We start from the raw sequence: 12204 nt of genomic DNA, 5'->3' as shown, positions 1-12204 counted from the left end.
AACACGTCAAGGCAGCAATGCAGCAGTGCAAAATAGGCAGCGCCCCAGCATTGCGGCGGCGCAGCATCTGGACGCGCAAGAAAATTCCGTCTATCGCATAATCTACGAAACTATCGCAAAGCGAGATCTGAACAATGCCCGACAAATCCCGCCCCTGGCTGATCCGCACCTATGCGGGACATTCAACTGCCGCAGCCTCGAACGCGCTTTACCGGGCAAATCTGGCGAAGGGGCAAACGGGTCTAAGCGTGGCCTTCGATCTTCCGACGCAGACCGGATACGACAGCGATCACATTCTGGCGCGCGGCGAGGTTGGCAAGGTTGGTGTCCCAATCTGCCATCTGGGCGACATGCGGGCGCTGTTTGATGCGATCCCGGTTGAACGGATGAATACCTCGATGACGATCAACGCGACCGCACCGTGGCTACTGGCGCTGTATGTCGCAGTGGCCGAAGAACAGGGGGCCGATATCTCGGCTTTGCAGGGAACGGTGCAAAACGACATCGTCAAGGAATACCTTAGCCGGGGGACGCATATCTGCCCGCCCGAACCCTCACTTCGGCTGATCACCGATGTCGCCGCCTGGACCCGGGCCAACATGCCGCGCTGGAACCCGATGAATGTGTGCTCCTATCATTTGCAGGAAGCCGGAGCGACGCCAGAGGAAGAGCTTGCATTCGCATTGGCCACGGCCATTGCAGTGCTCGATGGCCTTCGCGACAAGGTCCCCCCCGAGGATTTCCCGGAAATGGTCGGGCGGATTTCATTTTCCGTGAATGCGGGAATTCGGTTCGTAACCGAGATCTGCAAGATGCGCGCGTTTGTGGACCTCTGGGATGAGGTTTGCAGCGAGCGCTACAAGATTGCCGATGCGAAATTCCGCCGGTTCCGCTATGGCGTTCAGGTCAACTCGCTCGGGTTGACCGAACAGCAGCCAGAAAACAACGTGCCGCGCATTCTGCTGGAAATGCTGGCTGTGACGCTGTCCAAGAATGCGCGGGCACGGGCGGTGCAGTTGCCCGCCTGGAACGAGGCGCTTGGATTGCCGCGCCCCTGGGATCAGCAATGGTCAATGCGGATGCAGCAAATCCTCGCCTATGAAACGGACCTGTTGGAATTCGACGATCTGTTCGATGGAAATCCGGCAATTGATGCAAAAACCGAGGCGCTGATTGTGTTGAAAAACTCCGTTTTAGGGCCTGAACGATGATTTTTCTTTCCATGCAGCCCGATCCTAAATTTTTGGCGCGGGGGTCGGCCCAAATCGCCTACATGCGCTCACGCGCAGCCATGCGCTGTCTCGTGGTCAAAGCTTTCCGACTATTTCGCTTCATAGGTTTTCGCAAGAAATCCGCGACGCTCTGATTTCGGAGTTTTTCAACACAATCCGCTGAAAACCGCCGCCCGGGCGGAATTGGCGCAGATCGAGGCGATGGGCGGCGCGATGTCTGCCATTGGTCACATGAAATCGCGGCTGGTCGAAAGCAATGCGGCCCGGATTGCAAAGATCGAATCCGGGGAAACTGTTGTCGTCGGTGTCAACAAATGGACCGAGGGCGAAGAAAGCCCCCTGACCGCCGGATCAAATACAATCATGGAAGCCAATCCCGAGGCCGAGCGTGACCAGATCGCAGCGCTGGATAGCTGGCGCGAAACGCGCGACGCAAACGCGGTAAAATCGGCGCTCGACTCGCTGCGCAATGCTGCCGCGACTGGCGACAATATCATGCCGCCGTCAATTGCCGCCGCCAAGGCAGGCGCCACAACCGGCGAATGGGGCGAGGCAATGCGCAGCGTCTTTGGCCGATTGTGTTGAAAAACTCCGAAATCAGAGCGTCGCGGATTTCTTGCGAAAACCTATGAAGCGAAATAGTCGGAAAGCTTTGACCACGAGACAGCGCATGGCTGCGCGTGAGCGCATGTAGGCGATTTGGGCCGACCCCCGCGCCAAAAATTTAGGATCGGGCTGCATGGAAAGAAAAATCATCGTTCAGGCCCTAAAACGGAGTTTTTCAACACAATCGGCCTTTACCGTGCACCGACAGGAATATCCGCAACGCCATCAAATCAAACCGAAGGCCTGGATCATTTGCGCGCTCGTGTGGATGCGATTTCGGATCGGATGGGTCAGCGGCTGAAACTGCTGGTGGGCAAACCCGGATTGGACGGTCATTCCAATGGTGCCGAACAAATTGCGCTGCGTGCGCAGGCCTGCGGGATGGAAATTGATTATCAGGGCATCCGCCTGACCCCCGATGAAATTGTGACCTCGGCGCGGGACGGACGCGCGCATGTCATTGGCCTGTCGATCCTGTCGGGTTCTCATTTGCCATTGGTCGAAGAAACGATCCGCCAGTTGGTCGCGAATGGATTAGGTCACATTCCCATTGTCGTTGGCGGAATTATTCCGCCAGAGGACGCAAAGAAACTAATGAGTATGGGTGTTGCGCGCGTCTATTCACCGCGTGATTTCAATGTCAGCAAGATTATTGCCGAAATACTCGATATTGTGGACTCTCCTTATGTTGCCGCAGAGTAAGCGTGCCGTTTGACCATTGTGGTCAATGCAATTTGGCGAATTGTCTTGCTGGTGTTTGACATTCCCGTTAGGAGAATTGCCAATATTTATCATCAACGATGGAACCCACACAGATGGCGCTTGTAAGTAAAAAAGACCTGAAGAACGCTTCCAAATCTGATTTGGAAAAACTGGCAAAGGACGTTGCGACCGCAATCGCGAACAAATCCAAAGAAACATTGGCCGATGCGCGCAAAGCCGCCGAAAAGGCCGCCGCTGAATTCGGCTTCTCGCTGGCGGATCTTTCAGGCGGCGCCAAGCGCGGCCCGGGCCGTCCGCCAAAAGGCAGCAAACCTGGCCCCAAGCCCGGTCGCAAACCTGCAAAGAAAAAAGCCGCGGCACCTGCCAAATATCGCAATCCGGATGATGCCAAGCAGACCTGGAGCGGTCGTGGTCGGCAGCCTGCCTGGTACAAATCCGGAATTGAAGCGGGCAAGAAGCCCGAAGACTTCGCAATCTGATCAGGAGCGGCGCTGATGACAATTCATATTGGCGCCAAGCCCGGCGACATTGCTGAAACAGTTTTGTTGCCGGGCGATCCTTATCGTGCGAAATGGGCCGCCGAAAAATTCCTCAAGGGTGTTCGGCTGGTCAATGAAACCCGGGGAATGCTGGGTTTCACAGGCACTTGGAATGGCAATCCGGTGACAATTCAGGGCTCGGGCATGGGCATGCCGTCCCTGTCGATCTACGTCAATGAATTGATCCGGGACTTCGGGGCCAAAACCCTGATCCGAATTGGCTCGGCCGGGGCAATGCAGGAACACGTTAAACTGCGCGACGTTGTCATCGCCATGACCTCGTCCACGATGGGAACACCGTCACGCGGTTTCTTCAAGGAAATGAGTTTTGCGCCCTCGGCAAACTATGAATTGCTGCAAGCGGCCCACGGGGCGGCGGCGGCGAAATCGATTCCGGTGCATGTGGGCGGCATTTACTCGTCGGATGTGTTCTATGACGAACGCGACGATCTGACAGACCAGCTGATGCGCCACGGCGTTCTGGCTGTCGAAATGGAGGCGGCGGAACTTTACACGCTTGCCGCGCGTTACGGGTGCCGGGCACTGGCGATCCTGACGATCTCAGATCATCTGATTACAAAAGAAGAACAGCCCTCCGACCAGAGAGAGCGTAGTTTTGGCGATATGGTTGAAATGGCGCTGTCAGCTGCCTTCGCCTGACGTCTGCCCAATCAATTGAATATTGCGGGCCGCCCAAATACCGGCGGCCCAATTCGTTTCAATTGCCGTGTGTGCGATCATAGGCATTGATCGGCGGGATGGCCCAACCTTCGGGCGGCATCTCGGGCGCAAAAACCTCGACCAGCAGCGGATAACAGGCGGCGACATTCGACGAATGGGTGCTGCTGCAATCCCCACCCGGACAAGCGCTGAGCGCGCCGAGAAGTGGGATTTCGGCAAAGAACTCGACATAATCGCCGGGGCGGACCGGGCTGGCCTTCATGAAATACTGGCCGGTGTCGCGGGTGAAGCCTGTGCACATGAAGACGTTCATCACGTCGTGGACATGGGGTTCCGCCTGGCCCCGCGACAATCCCGTTTCGTCCGCCAATGCGCGGGTCAGATTGGAATGGCAGCAATGGTGATAATCGTCGCCCGCCAGCAATCTGTGAGTATAAGGATCGCAACGCGTGCCGATCACGTCATGCACCGACCCGCCGAAGTCGTCGATACCGTACCAGTCCAGCGTATCCTCGGTAATCGTCGCCATCGGGCGCAGCGTGGGAAATGACGACCAGAGGCGGTCGCCGGTTGTCACATGGCTGCCGTGCAGGGCGCGGGTTTTACCAGAGTAAAACCGCTCGGACAGGTCATTTGAATTCCACAGGTTCAGGTCGCCGACCTGTGGCCCCTCGACCGAGGTGATGCGGAAGAAATGCCCGGCGGGAACGTGAAACGTCGCGGCCTCACGCGGGGCGGCCAGTGCCTCGTCCGACTTCGTGGCTGTCGCGCGCGCCGCGCGATACCCGGCAAGATCGGGCCGTGGCAGAGTATCGTCCGGGTAACAGATGACGGGCGCAACCGCGCGGCGACTGTCAGCATCAGCGGGCCGTTCAGACATTCCGCCCTCCGTTCAGACCATCCGCTCGACCATCATGCCCTTGATTTCGGCAATGGCCTTGGCAGGGTTCAGACCCTTGGGGCAGGTCTTGGTGCAGTTCATGATCGTGTGGCAACGGTAGAGTTTGAATGGATCTTCCAGATCATCCAACCGCTCACCCGTCGCCTCATCTCGACTGTCGACGATCCAGCGATGCGCATGCAGCAGGGCCGCGGGGCCGAGGTATCGGTCGCCGTTCCACCAATAGCTTGGGCAAGAGGTTGAGCAGCAGGCACACATGACGCATTCATAATCGCCGTCCAGCTTTTCGCGGTCTGCGATCGATTGCTTCCATTCTTTCGCGGGCGTGTTCGACTTGGTTTCCAGCCACGGCATGATGCTGGCGTGTTGGGCGTAGAAATGCGTCAGGTCCGGGATCAGATCCTTGACCACCGGCATATGCGGCAGCGGATAGATTTTCACGTCGCCCTTGATATCATCCAGCCCCCAAATGCAGGCCAGCGTGTTGGCCCCGTCGATGTTCATCGCGCAGGATCCGCAAATCCCTTCGCGGCAGGAGCGGCGGAACGTCAGGGTCGGATCAACCTCATTCTTGATCTTGATCAACGCGTCCAGAACCATCGGGCCGCAGCTGTCCATATCGACGAAATATGTATCGACCCTTGGGTTTTCGCCATCATCCGGATTCCAGCGATAAATCCGGAACGTCCGCAGGTTGGTCGCGCCATCAGGCTTGGGCCAGGTCTTGCCCTTGGTGATGCGGCTGTTCTTGGGAAGCGTCAGTTGAACCATGGGGGATCTCTTTAATTGATATTCGACATTAAGCCAATAACTCATCCGCTTTGCTAATTATTGCTTCGGCCCGCGCGTCGAAACTGTGTCTGGCCACCATCTGTCTTGCGAATGCCCTACGGGCCGATTTCTTTTTCGCCGTCTCCGCGCGAATGGCGTCCATCGCTAGGCTGAATTCTTCCGGCGACCCGGCGATAGATACGTATTTTGCAATGTCGTCGGGCATCCATGCTACAGGATCCGAAATTACCGGTGTCGCGCAAGCAAGGGCATCGAAGATCCTGTTCGAAGTCAAACCGTTTGCCGCCATCGCGGGGGTGTGATCATTCAGGATTATTTCCGCGTTGCCATAACAAGCCCCAAGATCCTCGTTGGCGATCCGGGTGCCCTTTAGGAACTTCGCCGCCTCAGAATCGGCCCAACCGCCACCCCAAATCGCAATATCTGTGTTTGTTGCTAGCGCATGCGCAACCATGGGGCGACCGAATCGTCGGGATATTCCTACAAAAACAATGCCGGAGCGCTTGGTCTGGGCTTTGGGTGCAAACATACGTTCGCTGTCAAAACATTGCGGCAGAAGCGAGAATTTTTTATCGCCGTATTTGTTCGCCAGAGATTTCATCGCCGGCAACCCAGCAACGAAAACATGATCAACCGCCCCAAGCTCTTCTTCTGGAACGTCGAGGCCGGCGGAGATGAGCCAATAGAGCGTCAAATGACCAAACCGGCGGCGATACTTGGCGCGACCACGTATGACGATATCAACTTCGTCGCTTTCCTGTTCGATCGCCCAATGCTTGCGGGTTTGCACGCGTGCCGCGTGACCTTTGCGCTGGAGCGCTTCGGCCAGACCTACCCCAAAGTGATAGTCGCCCCAGTTTTGCCGCACCCGCGGGCGCGGCACGGGCAACTGAATCGCAAAACAGTGCTTTGCTGCAGCCCGCTTTTTGACACGCGTGGCCCAAGGGCTGCGTGTCGTAGACGCGATGTCGAACCTGCCGGCAATCTCTTCCACGTCCGAAATATTGTCGTATGTCTTGATAATCGCATCATAATTGTCCGAAAGAGCCCGGTTTTCTGGATCCAGGTTACTGACGACGACCAAGCCTGTCGGTGCGACATCGAACAGCTGGAACTTCAGATCGGGGCGATGCTCTTTCAGCAACGGCACAATCTTCCAGACATCGCCTGTCCATGCGCGGGTTTTGGCTTTTTGGCGATCCCTTTCGGCCATGCTAGCCTCCCAAGGCATGCAGTCGTGCATCGTGATAATGCCACCTGGTGCCATTGCTCGTTCGGCATTTATAAAGTCGCGCAGCAAATATTCGTAGAGGTGCATTCCATCGAGAAATGCCAGATCGAATTTTCCGCCCAACCAAGACGCCAGATCGCTTTCGAAGAATGCGTCGCTGGTGCTTTGGATCAAGTGAAGTTCCGGTTTTGGCCGATTGTGTTGAAAAACTCCGAAATCAGAGCGTCGCGGATTTCTTGCGAAAACCTATGAAGCGAAATAGTCGGAAAGCTTTGACCACGAGACAGCGCATGGCTGCGCGTGAGCGCATGTAGGCGATTTGGGCCGACCCCCGCGCCAAAAATTTAGGATCGGGCTGCATGGAAAGAAAAATCATCGTTCAGGCCCTAAAACGGAGTTTTTCAACACAATCGGCTAATTTTGTTGAAAAACTCCTGCTTGATCGAGGGCTATGGCGCTGATTCAATCCTCTCAACAAGCGGGAGGATCAGCCATGATGGGACCGAGGCAGGAAGCACAGGCGGCGCTGTTCTATGAGTTCTCGCTGGAAGACCATGTCCCGCAAGATCACCTGCTGCGATCGATTGATCGTTTCGTCGATCTGAGCAGCATCCGCGCCCATCTTGCCGATTTCTACAGCCACACCGGTCGTCCTTCGATCGATCCTGAACTGCTGATCCGGATGCTGATCGTCGGTTACTGCTTCGGCATCCGGTCCGAGCGGCGGCTCTGTGAAGAGGTACACTTGAACCTCGCGTACAGGTGGTTTTGTCGGCTCGACCTGGCCGATCGGGTGCCGGATCACTCGACCTTTTCAAAGAACCGGCATGGTCGGTTCCGCGAGAGTGAGCTGCTGCGCCATCTCTTCGAGACCACGGTCGCGCGATGCATCGCCGAAGGTCTCGTCAGCGGTCAGCGCCTGGCCGTCGATGCCAGCTTGATCGAGGCGGATGCCAACAAGCAGTACTCCTCATCACGATCTCTCCAGATTTGAAGAGCATCGCGATGCCCAAGGTTACGACAATACCTAATCTACGCGCGATTCAACTCCTGCTTGGGCATACAAAGATGGACGGCACTGTTCGCAATCTTGGCGTCGAACTGGAGGACGCGCTTGCTATTGCAGAAGCGATTGAAACCTAGAAACCGGGCCGTTCGCGAGGGCGGCCCAAACTTGCCGTTCGATCGCCGCTCAGATTGTCAATTTGGCTTCCCGAAACCGGGCATAAATTCACCGCGCTGCATTCTCATCGGCCTATGGAAATTTTCACATTCCTCTTTGCACTCATGTAGACCGCGATGCCGATTGCTCGCATTCTTTCCCGTCATTCTCTTCAGAAAGGAGCCTTATTGTGCGTGTTGGATAGGCAAATTCCACGTTCAGTTCACGTGCTAGATCTACGATATCGCCAATAAGCCGATGCCTGGCCGCGATATAATCATCGAACTCTGCAAGGTTGAAGTACCCCCATAGCTCTACGTTCAATGCCGATTCGCCAAAGGATCGCAACCCGACATAACCTGTCGTGTCGTCAGCGGCGGGTTGGTCAAGATACACCTTACGCAGTCGGGCCTTGAAAGCATCGAGCCGGTGACGGGATGTGTCGTAATGCAAGCTGATTTCGAGGCGGATCTTGCGCTTGCGTCGCTGCCCCCAATTCACGATCGACTTGTCTGTGAGCTGAGAATTCGGAATCACCAAAAGGGAATCGTCAAATGTTCGCATGCGCGTAGATCGCAGGCCGACATGCTCAACCGTGGCCATCCGGCTTTCGGTTTCGATCAGATCACCGCGATGAAAGGGCCGGTCACTCATCAGGATTGCGCCGCCGATCAGGTTGCTGACGGTATCGCGCGCCGCAAAAGCGAGTGCGATGCCGCCAACACCGAGGCCCGCAATGACGCCTTCGTATGGGATGCCAGTGATGTCCGCGATGGCGATGATCCCAGCAGCCACGGTGCCGATCTTCAACACGCCGGAAATTAACGAAACGGCGATTTCGTCCACAAAGCCGCTAGTACGCCCTGCGCGTCGCTGGAAATACCCTTCGGCCAGATCGATAGCGATATAAAAAATCCAGATAAGGGCCACTACAGTTGTCGCTACCAGCGCAAGTGTGGCCGCAGAGAGTATGGTCTCGGCTAAGCCCGACCATGTGAATACCAGAACTGGAAAACCAACTCCAACCAAAAGACCGAAGGGTTTTCCAACCCGCCTGGCAGCACCGATGCGCAAACCGCGTTCGGCACTTTGCAGGCTTCGGCTTAACAAGATGGACATCCCCTTTCCCATCAACCAGCCTAGGATCGCACTCAAGACGACGGACGCCGGAATGATTAGCCATTGCCAGAATTCCAGCGAACCATAGCGTACGAGGAGCGACGGGGCCCTTGTTCGGATCCGTTCACGCATTTCAAAAAAACTGGTGATGGGCTCGAATGCGGATATTCCAGCTGCCACCGGCAGACCCTGCATCTGGGCGTAGAGCTGGGGCGCGTTACGCAGGGTATCAGACGAGAATTTCCATTTTGCCTGCCCACCCTCGAGGTCTGTTACCTGCTCGATTACAATTGATCCTGCGGGATGACGATAGAAAACGTATGAACCTGCTCGGTTGGGATTGTTGGAAATCTCTTGCCAAGTCACATAGCCTGCCCGGTCGATAACCTGCTTGAGGTAGTCTGCAAGTAAAGGTGCCTCGAAGCTAAGAAGCCTCGGTGGCACAAATGACAAATCAAGCGCTTGCAAAGCGCGTTCACGTCCTCCGGTTCTCCATGTGCGCATGCCCATCAGGAAATCGCGCATGGCAGCACGCGGGCTGTTGGCTGTTGCCTCTCTTAGCTGCGAAAGTGTGTAAAAGCCAAACGACGAGATCATTTTGTTCAAATCCCCGCGCAAGTCTGACGCGGACGGGACGACAACAAACCACACATTCCCGACCCTGCGGAAGCGTATGGTATATTCGATGTTTGCCCCAGCCGGACCGATGGAGAAGTTTGCCGTTTCACCATCGACGTGCCCAGGGGCATCATAGATACGGAAGGTCGAAACATCGAGTATCGTCCACAACAAGCGCCGACGCCTCCGTTCGTCACGCACCCCAGAGGTCCCGCCACTATACAACAACAACGCTTCGGTTGCGTTAACTGCTGAAATATCGCCGTCGTAAACCGCTGCGTTCGCCAAAAAGACCAGCGATCGAAAGGCCGCGCGTGGCGTGTCGCGGGTGGCCAAATTCCCACTGGAGCCGACGGTGCCAGTCACCCTTTTGCCATTCCAGTACTCGCCATCAACAAATCTACCAGTAAAACTCTGCCCGTCCTGCGACAGGGCAAAGATAGTCGGTCCCTCGATGCCGTCCTGAAACCACGAACCATGGAGGATCCTGCCTTCGGTCCGCCCCTCTATTCGGCCTTCTCCTGGCTCATAAGTGCCAGTGACACGATCCCCATCTTGTTGCAGTTGCATCTGGGCTTCGCCGTCGCGCCAGTAGGTGTCCCAGTTGCCAGACCAGTCGCCCGCATCCTGAGCCCAAACGTGGCTAGAAAAAACTGCAAATAAGAACGTGCAAAGTATTCTGGCACGGATCACGGGCCACTTCCTCATGAGGATCACTGGAAGCAAGAATAAAGTGATCCGGGATTAAGTCCACGGCTTACCCGGTCCAGCGAAAATGACCTCTCGAGAGGGCCAGTTCTCTAGATCCTTCGAAGGGCGCAAAGCCGCGAGGCCATTCTCATCACAAAGAATGTCCGCTTCGTGGCCTCGTTAAAAAGATGTTGCAAGCGCAGCGAAGGTCTCCTTCCCGCCGATTCTGTGGAAAAACAACGTGTTGCGGGCGCAGAAAGTAGCGATTTGAACATAGCGCGAGCGCCTTTCTGATCAGGCTTTGCGCGTTTGCTGCGGTGCAGGAAAGATCTTTGCCAGTTTGCGAAGGTTTTGGGCAGTGGCGGCGAGCAGGAATTCGTCATTTGCGCCGCATGGTCCACGTAATCGGAGCCGTCCCAGGCCGAGAATGCGCTTGAGGTGGGCAAAGAGCATTTCGACCTTCTTCCGGAGCTTCACCGAGATCTTGTATTGCGGCGTTTTGGCGATTGCGCGGGCGATGTCGCGAGCGTCCTCATGTTCCTCGCGGGTGATCTTACGGGCGTCGGCATTCGGGCAGCACTTCGGCTTGGAAGGACAGGATTGGCAGGTGTGCTTCAGCGCTTGGTACTTGGCCACGCCCTTGCCGGTTGGGCCGCGATTGGGGTCGGAGTAGTTTCGGCGGAACTGCTTCAGAGCCTCGCCTTCCGGGCAGATGTATTGATTGTTCTCGGCATCCCATTCGAAGTCAGCTCGGGACCAGGTGCCATCGGTGCGCCCGGCTTTGTCGAAGACCGGGATGTGCGGTGCGATCTTTTCACCCACCAGCCATCCGAGCATGGGTCCCGATCCGTAGGCGGTGTCGGCGATCAGCCGTTCGGGATGAAGATCGAAGCGCTCTTTGGCCCGCTTCAGCATCGTCTTGGTTGACCCCACCTCGGCTTGACGGATCGACCGTGTCGCTTCCACGTCGACGATGACACCATGATCGGTATCGATGAGATAGTTGTCGGAGTAGGCAAAAAATGCGGGACCCTTACGCGCCGCCGTCCACTGGCTGGCTGGGTCGGAATAGGACGTGAACTTTGGCTCGACCGGTGTCGCTGCTCCGAATGCGGCCTCATCCAGAGTGTCGAGATACTCGCGGACCGCGCGGGGTGCAGCGTCTGCATCGATCCGCGCAATGTCCCATTCTTCCTTTGGCGCAGAGTACTGCTTGTTGGCATCCGCCTCGATCAAGCTGGCATCGACGGCCAGGCGCTGACCGCTGACGAGACCTTCGGCGATGCATCGCGCGACCGTGGTCTCGAAGAGATGGCGCAGCAGCTCACTCTCGCGGAACCGACCATGCCGGTTCTTTGAAAAGGTCGAGTGATCCGGCACCCGATCGGCCAGGTCGAGCCGACAAAACCACCTGTACGCGAGGTTCAAGTGTACCTCTTCACAGAGCCGCCGCTCGGACCGGATGCCGAAGCAGTAACCGACGATCAGCATCCGGATCAGCAGTTCAGGATCGATCGAAGGACGACCGGTGTGGCTGTAGAAATCGGCAAGATGGGCGCGGATGCTGCTCAGATCGACGAAACGATCAATCGATCGCAGCAGGTGATCTTGCGGGACATGGTCTTCCAGCGAGAACTCATAGAACAGCGCCGCCTGTGCTTCCTGCCTCGGTCCCATCATGGCTGATCCTCCCGCTTGTTGAGAGGATTGAATCAGCGCCATAGCCCTCGATCAAGCAGGAGTTTTTCAACAAAATTGCCGATGTGCTTGAAAAAAAACTCGAAAATCAGGAGCGTCGCGGTTTCTTGACGAAAACTTGAAGCGAATAGTCGGAAAGCTTTGACCACGAGAAGCGCATGGCTGCGCGTGAGCGCATGTAGGCGATTTGGGCCGACCCCCGCGCCAAAAAT

At 56.4% G+C, this 12204-nt stretch carries 8 protein-coding genes and 3 pseudogenes; 6 read left to right on the top strand and 5 right to left on the bottom strand.

Going from position 1 to position 12204, the window contains the following annotated elements:
• Positions 1 to 134: 134 nt before the first annotated feature.
• The 4 genes and pseudogenes from GKR99_05060 (at position 135) to deoD (ending at position 3760) form a co-directional block, all read left to right on the top strand.
• Positions 135 to 1172, top strand: a pseudogene (locus GKR99_05060) (protein meaA).
• 261 nt (positions 1173 to 1433) lie between these two features.
• A pseudogene (locus tag GKR99_05055) lies at positions 1434 to 2540 on the top strand (hypothetical protein).
• Between the two features lie 113 nt (positions 2541 to 2653).
• Positions 2654 to 3040, top strand: a complete 387-nt coding sequence (locus GKR99_05050; protein ID NKB26947.1) for an H-NS histone family protein — start codon at positions 2654 to 2656, stop codon at positions 3038 to 3040.
• A 15-nt stretch (positions 3041 to 3055) separates the two neighbouring features.
• Entirely contained in the window at positions 3056 to 3760 is a 705-nt protein-coding gene (gene deoD, locus GKR99_05045) for a purine-nucleoside phosphorylase (protein ID NKB26946.1), read from the top strand.
• 58 nt (positions 3761 to 3818) lie between these two features.
• Here deoD and GKR99_05040 read toward each other — a convergent pair whose 3' ends face one another.
• The 3 genes from GKR99_05040 to GKR99_05030 are packed head-to-tail and all read right to left on the bottom strand — an operon-like array spanning position 3819 to position 6879.
• Positions 3819 to 4661, bottom strand: coding sequence for a DUF1989 domain-containing protein (locus GKR99_05040; protein ID NKB26945.1), 843 nt, complete (start codon positions 4659 to 4661; stop codon positions 3819 to 3821).
• A 12-nt stretch (positions 4662 to 4673) separates the two neighbouring features.
• Complete coding sequence (gene sdhB, locus GKR99_05035; GenBank protein NKB26944.1) at positions 4674 to 5453, bottom strand: succinate dehydrogenase iron-sulfur subunit; 780 nt, start codon at positions 5451 to 5453, stop codon at positions 4674 to 4676.
• Positions 5454 to 5481: 28 nt separating this feature from the next.
• On the bottom strand, positions 5482 to 6879 hold the full coding sequence (locus tag GKR99_05030) for a glycosyltransferase (protein ID NKB26943.1): 1398 nt from the start codon (positions 6877 to 6879) through the stop codon (positions 5482 to 5484).
• Between the two features lie 319 nt (positions 6880 to 7198).
• Here GKR99_05030 and GKR99_05025 point away from each other — a divergent pair.
• Together GKR99_05025 and GKR99_05020 are read left to right on the top strand one after the other, a co-directional pair.
• Positions 7199 to 7678, top strand: a pseudogene (locus GKR99_05025) (IS5/IS1182 family transposase).
• A 32-nt stretch (positions 7679 to 7710) separates the two neighbouring features.
• The gene (locus tag GKR99_05020; GenBank protein NKB26942.1) at positions 7711 to 7848 is read left to right on the top strand and encodes an integrase; all 138 of its coding nucleotides are present in this window, start codon (positions 7711 to 7713) and stop codon (positions 7846 to 7848) included.
• Positions 7849 to 7990: 142 nt separating this feature from the next.
• Here GKR99_05020 and GKR99_05015 read toward each other — a convergent pair whose 3' ends face one another.
• Together GKR99_05015 and GKR99_05010 are read right to left on the bottom strand one after the other, a co-directional pair.
• On the bottom strand, positions 7991 to 10312 hold the full coding sequence (locus GKR99_05015) for a mechanosensitive ion channel (protein ID NKB26941.1): 2322 nt from the start codon (positions 10310 to 10312) through the stop codon (positions 7991 to 7993).
• 276 nt (positions 10313 to 10588) lie between these two features.
• Positions 10589 to 11974: an IS1182 family transposase gene (locus tag GKR99_05010; protein NKB26940.1), complete on the bottom strand. Its 1386-nt coding sequence runs from the start codon at positions 11972 to 11974 to the stop codon at positions 10589 to 10591.
• Positions 11975 to 12204: the final 230 nt, after the last annotated feature.

It is taken from the genome of Paracoccaceae bacterium, assembly GCA_012103375.1.
Classification (GTDB): domain Bacteria; phylum Pseudomonadota; class Alphaproteobacteria; order Rhodobacterales; family Rhodobacteraceae; genus WLWX01.
This window is presented reverse-complemented; position numbering and strand designations above follow the sequence as displayed.

Coding starts and splice junctions, on each gene's coding strand:
- GKR99_05050 (NKB26947.1), top strand. CDS start 2,654: ATGGCGCTTGTAAGTAAAAAAGACCTGAAGAACGCTTCCAAATCTGAT.
- deoD (NKB26946.1), top strand. CDS start 3,056: ATGACAATTCATATTGGCGCCAAGCCCGGCGACATTGCTGAAACAGTT.
- GKR99_05040 (NKB26945.1), bottom strand. CDS start 4,661: ATGTCTGAACGGCCCGCTGATGCTGACAGTCGCCGCGCGGTTGCGCCC.
- sdhB (NKB26944.1), bottom strand. CDS start 5,453: ATGGTTCAACTGACGCTTCCCAAGAACAGCCGCATCACCAAGGGCAAG.
- GKR99_05020 (NKB26942.1), top strand. CDS start 7,711: ATGCCCAAGGTTACGACAATACCTAATCTACGCGCGATTCAACTCCTG.
- GKR99_05015 (NKB26941.1), bottom strand. CDS start 10,312: ATGAGGAAGTGGCCCGTGATCCGTGCCAGAATACTTTGCACGTTCTTA.
- GKR99_05010 (NKB26940.1), bottom strand. CDS start 11,974: ATGATGGGACCGAGGCAGGAAGCACAGGCGGCGCTGTTCTATGAGTTC.